Source organism: Maribacter aurantiacus, from assembly GCF_005780245.1.
Taxonomy (GTDB): Bacteria; Bacteroidota; Bacteroidia; order Flavobacteriales; family Flavobacteriaceae; genus Maribacter; species Maribacter flavus.
The window spans coordinates 71,395-87,042 of sequence record NZ_VBUK01000007.1 but is presented as its reverse complement, the minus strand read 5'-3'; the positions used below and the strand labels follow the sequence as shown (position 1 = coordinate 87,042).

10 protein-coding genes are annotated in these 15,648 nt (G+C 42.8%); 3 read left to right on the top strand and 7 right to left on the bottom strand.

Annotation, left to right across the window (positions count from 1 at the left end):
• Positions 1-26 precede the first annotated feature (26 nt).
• Genes FEK29_RS12285 through FEK29_RS12275 form a run of 3 tightly spaced genes read left to right on the top strand, consistent with a single transcriptional unit; the run spans position 27 to position 7,413 of the window.
• Positions 27-4,490 carry a Calx-beta domain-containing protein gene (locus FEK29_RS12285; protein ID WP_138258734.1) on the top strand — a complete coding sequence of 1,488 codons (4,464 nt, stop codon included), beginning with the start codon at positions 27-29 and terminating at the stop codon, positions 4,488-4,490.
• Positions 4,491-4,496: 6 nt separating this feature from the next.
• Positions 4,497-5,483: a PorP/SprF family type IX secretion system membrane protein gene (locus tag FEK29_RS12280; protein WP_138258733.1), complete on the top strand. Its 987-nt coding sequence runs from the start codon at positions 4,497-4,499 to the stop codon at positions 5,481-5,483.
• 10 nt (positions 5,484-5,493) lie between these two features.
• Positions 5,494-7,413: an OmpA family protein gene (locus FEK29_RS12275; protein ID WP_138258732.1), complete on the top strand. Its 1,920-nt coding sequence runs from the start codon at positions 5,494-5,496 to the stop codon at positions 7,411-7,413.
• A 3-nt stretch (positions 7,414-7,416) separates the two neighbouring features.
• Here the strand turns inward: FEK29_RS12275 and FEK29_RS12270 are convergent, their stop codons facing one another.
• From FEK29_RS12270 to FEK29_RS12240, 7 genes are all read right to left on the bottom strand, one after another.
• Positions 7,417-7,608 (bottom strand): hypothetical protein, encoded by a 192-nt coding sequence (locus tag FEK29_RS12270; protein WP_138258731.1) that lies wholly within the window; start codon positions 7,606-7,608, stop codon positions 7,417-7,419.
• 96 nt (positions 7,609-7,704) lie between these two features.
• Positions 7,705-8,937 carry an NRAMP family divalent metal transporter gene (locus tag FEK29_RS12265; protein WP_240042746.1) on the bottom strand — a complete coding sequence of 411 codons (1,233 nt, stop codon included), beginning with the start codon at positions 8,935-8,937 and terminating at the stop codon, positions 7,705-7,707.
• Positions 8,938-8,994: 57 nt separating this feature from the next.
• The gene (locus FEK29_RS12260; RefSeq protein WP_240042745.1) at positions 8,995-9,573 is read right to left on the bottom strand and encodes a SanA/YdcF family protein; all 579 of its coding nucleotides are present in this window, start codon (positions 9,571-9,573) and stop codon (positions 8,995-8,997) included.
• A gap of 300 nt (positions 9,574-9,873) precedes the next feature.
• Entirely contained in the window at positions 9,874-11,454 is a 1,581-nt protein-coding gene (locus tag FEK29_RS12255; protein WP_240042744.1) for a carboxylesterase/lipase family protein, read from the bottom strand.
• 235 nt (positions 11,455-11,689) lie between these two features.
• The gene (locus FEK29_RS12250; protein WP_138258728.1) at positions 11,690-13,099 is read right to left on the bottom strand and encodes a purine-cytosine permease family protein; all 1,410 of its coding nucleotides are present in this window, start codon (positions 13,097-13,099) and stop codon (positions 11,690-11,692) included.
• 19 nt (positions 13,100-13,118) lie between these two features.
• Positions 13,119-14,270 (bottom strand): alpha-hydroxy acid oxidase, encoded by a 1,152-nt coding sequence (locus FEK29_RS12245; protein ID WP_138258727.1) that lies wholly within the window; start codon positions 14,268-14,270, stop codon positions 13,119-13,121.
• A gap of 6 nt (positions 14,271-14,276) precedes the next feature.
• Positions 14,277-15,647, bottom strand: coding sequence for an FGGY-family carbohydrate kinase (locus FEK29_RS12240; protein WP_138258726.1), 1,371 nt, complete (start codon positions 15,645-15,647; stop codon positions 14,277-14,279).
• Between the last annotated feature and the right edge of the window lies 1 nt (position 15,648).

Here is a 15,648-nt window from a genome sequence, read left to right as displayed (position 1 = left end):
CTGTCCAATGTTTTATAAGTAACGCTATGAATTTGAATAATAACCTCCGCACTTTACGCAAAGTCCCAAAACTTTCCTTTCATAATTGGGTCTTTTTTATGGTACTCTTCTTCACTTTAGGTTTTATGGGTGGGGATGTGTACGGACAAACGGTTTCCATATCGGCATCGCAACCCAATGCCGATGAAGATGGTCCTGTAGATGGACAGTTTACTGTAAGTGTAACTGGAGGCGGAATTGGTAATAATTATATTATTGGGTTGGGTCTAGACGGAGCAAGTACTGCGACATCTGGAGCTGATTTTAATCCAATCCCCGCTCAAGTAGCAATAACAACCGGTATTTTTGGAACCGGATTTGCCATTGTTGATTTGGAAGTTCTGGACGATTTTTTTGTTGAGGTTACTGAGAATGTAATAGTGAATATTACAACTGTACCTTCAGGCACTACTATTGGAACGAGCAGCGCAACGGTCAACATTGCTGACGATGATGTTGCCGGTGTAAATGTTACTCCTACTATCGGAACTACCACAGAAGCTGGTGGCACTGCAACTTTTACATTCACACTAACAAGCCAACCAACTGCAAGTGTTACCATTCCGATAAATAATTATGATGCGACCGAGAACTCTGGGCCAGCGAGTGTGGTCATTCCGCCAGCACAATGGAACACTGGCGTCGATTTGACTATAACCGGATTGGATGATGCAATTGCGGACGGAGACATTACCACAACGATAAATACCGGTAACGTAACTTCTCCAGATCCCAATTATGATGCTTTAAGTGGAGCAGATGTGGCCCAATTAACGGTTACTAATGAGGATGACGATACGGCCACATTGACCATTGAAGATGTTTCTCAATCCGAAGGTCTGTCCATGCAGTTTACGGTTACTTTGAATAACGCTGTGGCAAATCCTTTTTCTGTGAATGTGAATTTTGGAGGAGGAACCGCTCAAGGTGGAGCTCCTCCTTTAGTTGCGCCCGAGGACTATAATAATGTTCAGCAGACGTTAAATTTTAATGGTACAGCTGGTGAAACTAGACAATTCAACGTTTCGTCTTTAAACGATAATGTTTTGGAAGCGGATGAAACTTTTATAGTCTCATTAACAGCGTCGGACCCTTTGATTGATGATTCTGATACCGCAATAGGCACCATTCTAAATGACGATGTGGGACAAGTTATAGTGGTGACAGAACCTGGTAGAGAGACCACGAACGAAGAAGATGGAGGTGGGGGTAATAGAGGAAGATTCCAGATAAACCTTAGCCAACCCAATACCACAGGAAGTGATATCACTGTAACATATTCATTTGGCGGTACTGCAACGGCTTCTGGGCCGGGGCAGGATTTCAATGATAGTGGGAATGGTACGGCTGTCTTTGGAAACAACGATGATTCCATAGATATAAATATTACCCCAATAAATGATACTGCAGTGGAAGGCGATGAAACGGTAGTACTCAATTTGGGTACGGTCAGTTCATCGGCCTATGCCATAGGCGCCCCTAATTCGGCTATCGTAACCATATTGGACGATGATATTTTTACGGCAACCATTACTGCAACGGATGCCACTGCTGCAGAAAACACTCCTGCCACGGCAACCGGACTTTTTACCATAGACTTGGGGTCGCCGAATACAACCGGCGGACCTATTGTCGTTACCTACAATATTACGGGAACGGCAACTAATGGAACGGATTATAACAATATAGGTGCTAGCGTTAGCATACCAAACGGAGAACGATCTAGAACGGTTTCCATAACACCCATAGATGATCAAATACAGGAAGGTACCGAAACCGTAATTTTAACTTTGACCGATAGTTCCCCGGATTACGATTTGGGAACGGCGGGGACAAGATCTGCAACGGTAAACATTGCTGACAATGATCAAGCAACCTTAACCATTTCTGATGTTACGGCCAATGAGAATGTCGCTTCAGGAGAGATGGTTTTTGAGGTTGTACTGGATATTGCGGTAGCTGGGGGGACCACTGTTTCTTATACTATTTCTGATGGTACGGCAACAGGGGGTGGCGTTGATTACACGGCCTCAGACGGTAATTTGTCCTTTACAGGTACGGCCGGTGAAGTAGAAACGATTACAGTGACCTTAGTAGATGATCAACTATTGGAGGATAGTGAAACCTTTACGGTTCAATTGGGTTCACCTACCAATGGAGTTCAGTTTACAAATGGGGGTACGGCCATAGGAACCATCAATGACGATGATAATTGTGTGGCGGCACCAGAACTGGATACAAGCTTGGAAACAACGTTTTGTGGCGTGGAATCAACCTCAGGACCCACACCCATTTTTCAGAATACAACGATTTCTAGTTTGGATGATTATACAAGCACAACGCCCCCTGCCGGACGGGTAGGTTCCACAAGGTTAGTATGGAGTACCAGTAATGACCCGTTAAACGAGAATGCCTATTTATTACCGGCCGAGGTTGACAATCCTACTTTGGAAGGTTCTTATTTTGGATTTTTCCTAGACGATAACGGTACGCCCAATAATTTTGCCGATGACTGTGCCAGTGGAACGATTGAGGTACAACTTACCTTGAATATCATTCCTCAAATAATTCAAACAAACAATGGTGAGGCTTGTGGACCCGGAACAGTAGAGCTTTCGGCTGAGGCCAGTGGAGGAGCTTCCCTAAGCTGGTACACTTCTCCAACTGCGGTTACACCTATTGGGGCCGGTGAAAATTTCACTACCCCCAATATTTCATCGACAACGAGTTTTTATGTAGAAGCCGTTTCCAACGGATGCGTTTCCGAAAGGGTTGAGGTGGTTGCTACCATAGGTAATGAGCCTACTACGGGTACCATTGTTGCGAATGGAGGCGCCTGTAGTGTTGCCGCCTTTGGTAATACGGTCGTTGATTTGGACAGTAGATTGGTAGGTGCAAGTGCTGGAACATGGACGGCAAACGGAAATACCTTGGTCATAAATGCCGATAACGAAGTGGATTTTGAAGGCGTTCCCAATGGCCCCTATACCTTTACCTATACCACCAATGTGGCCACGGCACCTTGTACCGATATCTCCGTAGATGTGGTAATTACCGTAAGCGACTGTAATGTGGACGATGATAACGACGGATTGTTAACAGGTGAGGAATTTGCACTTGATTTAGATCCAGATAATCCAGACACTGATGGAGACGGAATCTTGGACGGGGAGGAAGTTGGTCCCGATGTTCAAAATCCTTTGGATGAGGACGGCGATGGTATTATCGATGCCTTGGATTCCAATATCTTGGATTCTGATGGTGATGGTGTCAATGATCAGCAAGATCCTGCCAACGATAATCCATGTATTCCCGATAATTCTAGCCCGGACTGCCCAGTTGATTTGGAAATTACCAAAGTAGCCGATCGTGAAAATGTAGCTCCGGGAGAAGAAATTACGTTTACCATAACGGTAAGGAACCTAACAGATAAACCAGTGGATGAGGTCATCATAGTTGATGATTTGACCGGTACGGGATTTGACTATGTGTCCCATACAACGTCTTTAGGAGAATATAGCCCACTTGACGAATCATGGACATGGACAATGGTCAATTTACCGGCATTGGGAACAGCCACTTTGGATATTAAAGCGATAGTGCTGGAGGATGGAAGCTACACGAATATGGCGGAATTAATTACTTCAACGCCATTGGATGATAATCCTGAAAATGATAAGGCAATCCTTTCAATAGAAACACAAGTATACGAAGGCATAGATTTGGACATAGAAAAGTCAGTGAACAATGAAACACCTTTGGTGGGAGAACAGATTACGTTCACTATCAAGGTAACCAATCTTACCAATGCATCGGACTTTGCGGAAGCCATTGAAAATATCGTAGTGCGCGATAGTATCGAGGTAGGGAAAGAGTCCCTTTTTGAATATGAATTTAGTAGTGCAAGCATCGGTGTTTACACTGAAGAAACTGGTATTTGGACAATACCTTCATTACTGGCCGGTGAGCAAAACGCGGTGGAGCTTCAAATTTCGGGTAGGGTTACCGCAGTGGGTAGTTTCAGGAATACGGCCATCATTGACCGTTCGTCGCCAAGGGACAGTAAGGATGCCACCAACAATCAAAGTACGATAGAAATTACCATAAACGAACGGACATCCGCTGACCCCGGTTTCCTATTCAATCAGTTTTCACCCAATGGGGATGGAACCAACGATGTTTTACGTCTAAACCTAGAGGATGGGGACAACAACCTGGTGGGAATCCAATATGCCATTTCGATTGTGGACAGGTATGGAAATACGGTTTTTGAGGGGGCGGATACGGTCCCAAATGGAACCCAATCCGTTGCAGATGTATGGGACGGTACTTTCAAGGGCAAGGAAGTGCCCAAGGGGACATATTTCTACGTACTGGAATATACTTTGATGGATGCCTTTGGTCCCATGGAAAGTCAGACGGACAAAGGTTGGATCCAATTAATTAGATAGATTGCAATGGAATACCTAAAGAACAGAGCAACATTCGGTAGTATCCTTGGGTTCGTCCTAGGTGTATTTCTCGTTTCAAATACGGTTTTCGGTCAAAAGGAACCGCAGTACACACAGTATATGTATAACATTGGGAGTTTCAATCCGGCGTATGTGGGGACCGTTGAAACACCCGAAATCGCTGCCTTGTACCGCGCACAATGGATCGATATTCCCGGAGCACCTCGAACAATCAGGATTGGTACGAACCTTCCATTGAGCAACGAAACGATGGGGCTGGGATTCAACGTGGTCAATGACCAGCTTGGCCCTGTGACCCAGACCTATGCGGACCTATCCTATTCCTATCAGGTAAATCTATCGGACGAGACAAAATTGTCTTTTGGAATGGATGCGGGCGGCTCTTTTCTGAATGTCGATTTTTCCAAAGGAACCTTTGAAAACCCCGGTGAACCTTTAAATCAGGAGCAAATTACCAGATTTTATCCCACTATAGGGGCCGGTCTGTTCATGTATGCAGATCAATGGTATTTGGGAGCATCGGTTCCCAATTTTCTAACGGAGGGCATCTATAATGACGATGTGGCCTCTATCGTAGAGGACAAGCTACAGTTCAACTTTATTGGGGGCTATGTTTTTGACCTTTCGGATGGACTCAAGTTTAAACCGGCATTTTTGGTCAATACCTTGTCCGGAGCTCCGGTGAATATTAATTTATCCACTAATTTCTTAATAAGTGATGTACTCACCGTGGGCGCTTCGTATCGGGTAGACAATGCGTTCAGTGGCTTGGCAGGCTTCCAAATTTCCAATGGTACATTTATTGGATATTCGTACGATTACAATACCAATCCGTTGGGGGAGTTCAACAGCGGTTCCCACGAGGTCATACTTAAGTTCTATCTGGGAAGAGGTTCTGGTGGCTCCGCCGATAAGGAATCGAAAGGTGCCAAGGGTAAACCCAAACAAATTGATTCTCCAAGATTTTTCTAATATGAAGAATATGAAGGTTACAACATATATTTTCTTGTTATTCATTGCCCTTCCCAGCTTATTATTTTCGCAGGGCAAAAATTCCAAGGGCGATAATTATTTCTACGGATATCAATATCAAAAGGCGATAACAGAATACCAAAAAGAACAACAAAAAGGTTCCTTGAGCAATTCGCAATTGTTGAATTTGGCCGATTCCTATTTTAAGGTTGGGAATTATAAAAATGCATCGGAAATCTATCAGGAAGTCAATAAAAAGGACTCCATATTGACCGTGCTTCAATTCAACCAATTATTGCAAAGCTTGTCAAAAACTTCCAACAAGGAGCGCGTACAGACCTTCCTGCGCTCAAAATCCCCGGTGTTATCCAATGAATTGATGGAAAATGCGGAGTTCAATTTTCAAATACTGGAAATGGGTGCCAATAATGCCAATACCGTAAACCTTGTCAACCTGCCCATCAATTCTCCACAGACCGATTTTTCACCCGCCTTTTACAAAAACAAGCTATTGTTCAGCAGCAGCAGGCCTTTAAAGTCAAAAGGCGTGTACGTGCCGTCTGGAGAATCTTATTTGGATATTTATGAAGTTGCCATAAGCGATACCGGTAAAACAGGAGTTGTACAGTTGTTCGATCAAGTGCCCGATTCCAAGTTCCATAAATCCACACCTTTTTATTCCGAGGAAAACGAAAGACTCTTTTATATTTTGTCCAATGCTGAAGAAGGAGAGTTGACCTATGATGAAAACGGGAAAAATTCACTCGCGATGGGGATGTCCTATAACTCTGGGCAGTTCAGGTTTTTGCTAAAGAACCTAAGTACATCATTCTATTATCCTTTTTTTGATGATGCAACGGACCGACTCTATTTTGCCGCGAATTTTGATGATAGTTATGGAGGTACAGATCTCTATTACGTATCCACGAACAACGGCCAGGTAATGTCGGCACCTGTGAATCTAGGTCCCCGGGTCAATTCTCCTGGGAACGAAATCGCGCCTTTCATTTTTGACGGCAGTCTTTATTTTTCTTCCGATGTTTTTTATGGCCTAGGGGGTATGGATGTCTATAAATCCAGAATCCAAAGTCGGGATGTATACGGCATACCCGTAAATCTGGGTGAGGGCATCAATTCCAAGGAAGACGATTTTGGGTTCATCATCAAACAGGAAAACGATACGTATATGGGGTATTTGGCCTCCAATAGACCCGGCGGAAAGGGTGGTGACGATATCTATGCCTTTCGCATGGATGCTATGCCCGGACTTAAGACGTTTGCTCTCCGAGGAACTGTGGTGGACGCTTCCTCCAACCAAGGAATCGGCAAGGCACAGATCAAACTATTGGACAATGAAGGGAATGTCTTAAAGGAATTGTATAGTGCAGAAAATGGCGATTTTACGGTAGAAATACCTTGGCAGGATGAAATCACGGTACAATCTGGAAAAGGGGAGTTTTCCGCATATTCAAAATCCTATTCTGGTAAGCAATTGGAAGAAATCCAAAAAAGTCCGTATACCATAAGCTTACTCCAATTGGAAGACCTAGTGGAGGAGACTGAAGGTAAAAAGGTCGTACGACTTAAAAAGTTTTATTTCCCCAAAGGCAATAGCACCTTGACCCCCGAAATTACCATGGAGCTGGACAAGGTAGTGGAAGCGGTACAAAACTTTCCCAATATTAAGTTACGCATAGAGACCCATACGGACAGTAGGGGCAGTAATGCCACCAACCAAAAGTTGTCACAGGAAAGATCGGATATCGTTCGTGATTATTTGGTAAGCAAGGGCGTCCCTTCAGAAACCATTTTGGAATCCATAGGATATGGTGAGGAATACATCAAGAACAACTGTACCAATGGGGTGTATTGCTTGGACTTCCTTCACAAACAGAACGAACGGACTTTGATCGAGGTAGTAAGTAATTAGGGCTTAGTTCGCCAATACGCAATCGTCACACTCCTTTATTTTACCGTAGTAGGTACCTCTGTATTTTCGGAGTGTCTTAAAGGGAATGCCTACGGCGTATTTTTTAATGTAGGTCACATCGGTGTAAAGAACACCCATCTTTTGCGTGTACCTTCTTTCTTTTTTTGTTCTTCTTCTAATGGAAATAAGCTTCATGATTTCTTTTGCATTTGTCAGGTGCAAAGGTCTAAAAATCAAGGATAAATCGCAAATCGTCCCAAAACACTCCTATTTAAAAGGGTCCAGGTGGTTTTAAAAAATCACGATCCAGAAGTAGTAAAGGGAAAAAAGCGAAAGAAATAGAATGCCCAAATAGGTTAGGAGACGAAGGGCACTACCAGGTCTAAAGCGTGGGTCGATATCGGCGCTCATTACGTTTTTCAAGTTCATGTAGCCAATGATGGGTGCCACCACAAAGGATACAAATGTGGCCAGCGCCACTAAATTCCCCATGTTTGCTGAAAAAACCGAAATCACAATATAATTTATAACGGCTAATACAAGTACTGTTACTGCAAAATTCAGTTTGGTTTGCCTAGTGGTTTGTTTAGGAAACAACAAGTCCAATATGTCCAAACTAACACGGCTTACGGCATCATGGGCCGTCATACACGTACTGAACATGGTAGCAAATGCGGATACGGCAATGAAAATATAGGCCCAAGGGCCAATATGGGTGGTGAACAATTGGACGACTTGATCCGCAAATTGAACTGAATTATCACTTAATACGGTATTGGTACCATACAGGGTAAACCAACCGATGAGCATAAAGAAAATGGCGAGCAGGCCTGTGAAAAAATAGCCAAGATTAAATTCTTGAAGGGACTCCCTTAGGCTTGGCTTGTCCTGGGTCTTCCATTTTTCAATACTCCAAAGACTTACCCAACTGGACGCCTCTACAGTGGTAGGCATCCACCCCATAAGACCTATCAAAAAAAGGATACCCACCTCGTTAAAAATAGGTGTGGGTTCAAAACCAACGATTGCAGTGGTCTTCCCATTAAAAAGGACAAGGGCCGTAGTTACGATAAGAGCCACAAAAAGAATGCTGATTACAAATTTCAGGCTTATTTCCAAAAATTTGTATTTCCCAACAATTAGTATAGTACTTATAAACACAAAGAGACCTAGGGCCACCATACTTATGGAAATACCTTGCATCTTAAAAAGATTTATAAAGAGTCCGGCAGTAACCGTGTAAAGGGCCGCCAAAATGGTAAACGTGGAAAAGAGCGTGATAAAAGCATAAAACCATAGATAGCCTATGCCTCGGTTCAAATACCCTTCAATAAGGGTTTTGTTGGTTATGCTCGTATAACGAACGCCAAATTCAAAAAAGGGATATTTGAGTACATTGGCCAAAACGATAGGGATGATCATTATCCAACCATATTGTGCACCTGCCTTTGTGGAAAGTACCAAATGTGATGTGCCTATCGCCATGCTGGCAAAAAGTAAGCCTGGCCCAAGATTCTTGATCATAATTCGAATTGTCCCCATGAATGAAAAGAACCCAAAATTATTTTAAAACGAATGTAATCATTCGATTTTAATTTTATCCCCTGAAAATTTAGGTCGGGTGTTAAGGGCCAAATCTATAAAGACCTTTACACGGGCAAAGTATTCCCTTAATTGTACTTTTAAACCGGATTCCAAAGAGATGTCCTCGGCATTGAATCCTATGGCGTTCAACTCATTTTTGTGGGCTATGTATATAGCCCGTTCATTATGAAATTTTTGTGAGACTACAGTAACATCATCTAGTCCAAAAACCTCCTTGGCCCTTACCATGGAATCCAGAGTGCGAAAACCTGCATAGTCCAGGAAAATTTTATCGGCTGGGACACCAGATGATACTAGGTCATTTTTTATGGTAGTAGGCTCATTGTAGTAAATACTGCCGTTATCCCCACTTACCAATATAAATTCAATTTTCTTGGCTTTAAAGAGGGAAAAGATTGCCTTCAGTCGGTATTCATAATATGGATTGGAACCACCCCCTTTGATGTTCTTGGCAGTACCTAAAATTATTCCTACTTTATTTTTAGGAATGGACGTAAGATTAGAATACGTTTTTCCCTCCGCAAAGGAATTGATCAGGATATTACAGACTATCAAGGATAAAAGTATAATGCCCGCAAAAAAGATTAGAATGGGTAAAAATCTTTTCCTTATACCTGAATATAGATGCTTTATCAATGTAAAGAAATATTGGTACTATCAAAAATAGGTATTCTTTTGAAGCCAACTTCTTTTGGTTATAGAATTACGAAATTCCCTCGATACAATAGCAGTAAATGCTGAAATGTCAAAATCAAGAGGGCGAAAGTGGTAACGCCACCTTAAAGATTGTCAAAGGGAACTACGTTAAGTACAATAGTTTTATTAATCTAAACATTACAAAAGGGCCAAAGATTTCTAATTTTTATTACTATACTCTTGGTCGAGAAATTCATAACGAGCATCAGTTTTAGCGTTGATCAACTTACTCTCTGTATCTATGACCATTACCGGTGGGGTATCGTCCTTTCCAGTGGCCGCGTCCCATTGCGGTAAACCTTCGCCATTGGGGTTGCCTGTTTTTATAAAGTTTGCAAAGTAATTCTGCATATCGGCGGAAACCTTAAAATCATCAGCTGTCCAGGCATAGTCATCCACCAAATACAAGTTCCCCATACAATACTCAATTTCACAGGCATGGGGTGCACCCACTGGTTTTGGTGCCGGTGGGACATCCTCACCTCTTTCTACGGTACCGCCTGCCAAACCACTGGCTCTGGTATTGTCCACTAATGGTGGCCTAAGTTTGCTATAGAGATAGCGATATACCGGCTGGTCGCTATTTTTTCTGTGTAAATCGAACCATTTCCAGGTACTGTAGGAAATAAAACGATCGGAGGCCAATGCCGTGGCGGATAGTTCTATTTCTTTCTCCGAACCGGCAGGGTAAAGTTCCAGTACTTCTTTAACGTCTTTTGGATAGGCCTCCTTTACTTTGTTGGTATAGTTTTCTACAGTGTATGGCCCTTGTGTAAATGCCATTCCAGGAATTTCCGCTGAGTTCCATCCCAATAGTAGGGGAACCATGGCTTGTTCCTCATTTTCAAAGATTTCTGGGAGCGTTTTAGGAAGAAAATACCCGTCAAGCACCGCTGGAAAGCCAAATCTTTGGGATTCATTATAAAGTTCGTACACTTCGCGGGTACTCAAACTCCGTAATTCCGCCAATGTTGGATAGCCTATTTTTTCTGCAAACTCCAAACCGATTTTTTCCGCCTCTTCCAAAGAAACGGGTGCCATGGTGGGATGTATTCCTGCTCCGCTTTCGCCAATGGCACCGGCAATCAACCCTTTGGATAGGGGAGAGGCCATTTGTTGGCTTACGCCTATGGATCCAGCAGATTCCCCTGCAATTGTTACGTGATTTGGGTCTCCACCAAAAGCGGCTATGTTTTTCTGTACCCATTTTAGGGCTGCATGTTGATCTAAAAGGCCATAGTTGCCAGAGGCCTTGTAGTTGGCTTCCGCACTAAGTTCCGGATGGGCAAGAAAACCAAAAATATTGAGTCGGTAATTGGTAGTAACTACAACAATTCCTTTTTTGGCCATGCTTTCCCCGTCATAACGAGGTTCGGAAGCATCACCTGCCACGTTGCCACCGCCGAAAAAATAGACCAAAACCGGAAGGTTTTTGGTATCTCTTTTTGCAGGCGTCCATACGTTTAGGTAGAGACAATTCTCGCTTACCCCGTTGGAACGGGATTTCATATCCCCAAAGACCATGGTCTGCATCGGCCTAGGACCAAAAGCTTTAGTTTCCTTAACACCTTCCCAGTTTTTAACAGGTTGGGGCGATTTCCATCGCAGGTCTCCAACAGGAGGTTGGGCGAAGGGGATACCAAAATAGCGCTGAATTCCGGAATGGGTATCATAATTTCCCTCAATGATTCCGTTTTCTATCGATACTTGAACCGGAAAGGAGTTTGTTTCTTGGGCCATAAGTAAATTTATAGACGCAAACACTACGAAAAGTGATAAGATATGTTTTTGCATGATTTTAATTTTTCTATTGTCTCAGTGTGATACAATAATACATCGTTTTTCTGAGAACTCTATGACATTCATAATAAATAACAATCAAAAATGCTTATGTGGCAGTGTTTTTATATATAAAATGATAAAAGAGAAAGAAGTGCTTATTCTTTCCCTTTTAAATGTTCAATTTTTTAATTTCTTAGATAGTTCTTTGTGTCCTCTTACTGAGTATTAAAAATAAAATGCCACAACAAATCCAAGCAGGTAAGGTTAAAAAGGACAGGAACACATCAAATTGTACGGATATAAAATAGAATACCCCAAAGCTTATGGCCCATGCCAGTAACACCGATTTATTAAACTGCAAATTCGCCTTTTCGGCATAATCCTGGACGATGCCCATTCTTTCATGGAAGAAATGTTCAAAAACGATGATGGCACCTACGGGAGCGAGTACAAATCCATAAAAAGCAACGAAATCCAATAGTTTCATGGCGAAGGCAGGGAAAAGGCCAGCCAGTGTCGCTACGGTACCGGCCAAAATGGTCACCCAAAATGTAGATGTTTTGGGCATTATGGCCTGAAATGCCAATCCTGCCCGGTAAATGGTAGGGTTGGCCGTTGTCCATCCGGCAAGTACTACGGCTATGATTCCAAATACCCCAATGGCATTATAGGCCAAGGGACCTGGTGCGACGGAGGGTGCCTCGCCCATATTCAATAAATTTTGTGCTTCGGGAGTCCTAATGTAGACCGCATATAGTAGTGCTGCGGCAATCCAAGCCATGTAATGCCCTACATACATACCGGCAGCGGAGGTCCATCCAGAACTTGCCTTTTTTGCATAGCGAAAAACGGATAGGTCGGACATACCTATGTGCATGGCCGCATTCGCAAACCAGGACCAAAAGAACACATGCCAGAAAGTATATTTGATTTGGCCGGGAAATGGGTCACCGCCATCGCCCCATATATTCCAAAAATCAGAAAAACTTTGTACACCCAATTGCTGGAGTGCCACAAAACCACACACTAAAAATGCGAGGACAATTACGGGTGACATCCAGTTTGCGGCCCTTGAAACCATTTCGTAACCCTTGGAGGCGATTAAGGAGATGACTGCCCCAATAATCATTACAATGACTATCCAAGTGATGCCGTTGGGCATGGTATCCGTCAGTTTTGGCATTTCCATATCAAAAGGGATGCCCACCGCCGTTGCCGAAACGGTAATCATAGACCCTGCCAAAAAGCAGAAAAGAATACCGTTGGCCAAATTGTAGGCAATGACAAGTTTTTTGCCACAGATTTTTTCTAGCTGATAATAGAGGGTCAATCTTCTTTTAACGGCTATTTCCGAAGTAAGGAATCGCCAGCTCAATACGGCCATCAGGTTTCCCAGCAATAGGCCAATGATGAGGTCAAAGGCACTGACCCCGGTAGTAAGGAACAAGGGTCCGATTACAAATTCGGTTCCAGCGGCGTGCTCCCCAGCATACATGCCCAAAAAGCTTTTCCAGTTTTTTAATTTGGATTGAGGTACGGGTTCCCTTTCAAACTCACCGCCAGCGATTTCCTCGATTTCTTCCTCAATGTTGAACTGACTCATGAAATATTGTTTAGGTTGGTTATTGTTTAATGAGATGGTTTGGTAAATCCTCGACCCTTTCACAGCATAACTGATCCATCACCTGTTGAAATTGGGTCTTCAGCATACCTATAGTGTGGTCACCCCCTTTTGGCCCCAGTGCACCTACACCATACATAAAGGAACGGCCCATGAAGGTAAACTTGGCCCCACTGGCCATGACTCTTGCAATGTCGGGTCCAGAACGTAGGCCGCTATCCAGCATAATTTCTATTTGGTTACCATATTTGTCGGCAACGTCCTGTAGGGTACCAATGGTGGATTGTGCGGCATCCAATTGCCTTCCGCCATGATTGGAAAGGATGATTCCATCAAAGCCCATTTTAATGGCATCTTGGGTATCCTGCTCCGAGGCCACACCTTTCAATACCAATTTGCCCTTCCATTTGTCCCGTATGGGTTTTATTTTTTCGGCATTAAGCCGACCAGAAAAGGTCTTGTCCATAAAAGCCCCTAATTGTTTTAAATTCAGCCCTTCTGGCGTATATGGTTTTAAGTTTTCGAAGGTGGGTTGTCCGTATTTTAAGGTATTGAATGCCCATGTAGGCTTGCCCAAAATCTGAAGGATGTTGGCTACGGACATTTTTGGAGGTAGGGCCAGTCCGTTTTTAAAATCACGGGGCCTGAACCCAAATGTGGGAACATCACAGAGTAATACCAAAACTGGGCAACCGGCGGCTTGTGCCCTATTAATGATATCGTCCCTAATGGCATCATCTACGGGGTTGTATAACTGAAACCAGGCATTGCCTTCGGTCAACTCACTCGCTCTTTCAATGTTCATCGTAGTTACCGTACTTAAAATGAAGGGAATGTTGTGTTTGAAAGCTGCTTTTGCCAAAATGGCCGGTGAGTTGGGCCACATCAAACCCTGTAATCCCACTGGAGCAATCCCAAAAGGTGCGTCGAATTCCATTCCCAGCACCTTGGTCTTGGTGGAGCTGGTACCATAATTCTGTAAATATCTGGGTTCTAACTGCACCTCGCGGATATCGTTGGTATTTCTTGCCAAACTTACATCCTCGTTACAGCCTCCGTCCAAATATTCAAAGGCAAACCTAGGGACCCTAGATTTAGCTTTGTTTCTTAAATCGTCTACCGAGGGATAATTTGAGTCAAAATTTTTGGCCATTGCTTTTTATTTGGTAATAAAAGGTACGTGTTTTTTTAACGAGTAATTATTCTTTAAAAACTTGGAATTTAATTTCACATCAGAAATTGCGATGGCTGCTCCCAAAGCTGATCCTAAGGAGGAATCCGTTGTTCTGAGTTTCATATCTTTTAAGGCATCGGATAACAACTGAATATAAATTTCATTATCACTGAATCCACCCTCAATATATAGTCTTTTGATACTCATAGCCCCTTGGGCCATTTTTATACTTTTCACTTGCAGTTCCACCAATTCCATCATCAATTGGTGGTAGGCCTCTTCAAAAGTATCATAGTTAAGTATGGCTCTAGTAGGCATTTCAGGACTGTTTAAAGCCTTCCATGAAAACCTGTGCTGAAAATCCTTTTTTAACTTCAGATATAATTCCATATCAAATGCAACCGAGGTGTGATAATCTTCGGAAACTTGGTAATGCTCCGATAGGATTTTAATCTGATGACTATACTCGTTTCCTAAAAACAATCGGGTGGATTTCACTGGCTTTCCATTGATCCGCATATAATTGATGCAATCCTGCTTTACTTCAGTTTTAGATAGTACGCCATTTTCAAAAGGGTTTAAGGTAATGCTCCATGTGCCCGTGGAAACCAAGACGAATTTTTTGTTTATGCTTCGAACATAAGGAAGCAAAGCCGCAGAACTGTCGTGGATCCCAACACCAATTTTAATCCGTTTTCCATTATAGTTCATATTGATACTGGTCTCCGTGGAAACCATAGGAGGGAATATTTTATGAAGACCTTCTGCATAAACCCAAGAGTGATAGTCTTTTTTAGAATAATCCCATAAAGCTGTATGGCAACCAATACTGGTATATTCGCTTAGTGGAATTCCCGTAAAAACGTAACTGATATACTGAGGAAGATGTAGAGAGTATCTAATTTTTTTAAAAAGGTCCGGTTTTTTGGTTTTCAGCCAATAAAGTTGCATCCCGGAATTCAGCATCCCTGAATTTGTGGATCCGGTAATGGCTGCAAATTCATCTTCTGGACCGTATTTTTCAAAAAACGATTCAATAATCTCGTTTCCCAAGGGTTTAGTGTAATTATACAAAGGGGTAAGTACTTCCCCATTTTCGTCCAAATGCACCAAGCTGGCACCGTAGGTTGAGAAATTTATGGCGGTTACATTGAACTTCCCTTCGTTAAGTATGCTGTCAAAAACACCTTTTAGCCATCTTTGAAGTGCCAGTAGGTCTTCCGTTGGGTGACCGTCCTCATCTTCAATGGTATCGAATGAAGTATATTCCCGATACACCTCCTGAAAATTGGCGTCGAAAAGGAAAAACTTTTTATTGGTCTTACCAATGTCAAATATGGCCGTTACGTTCTGCATA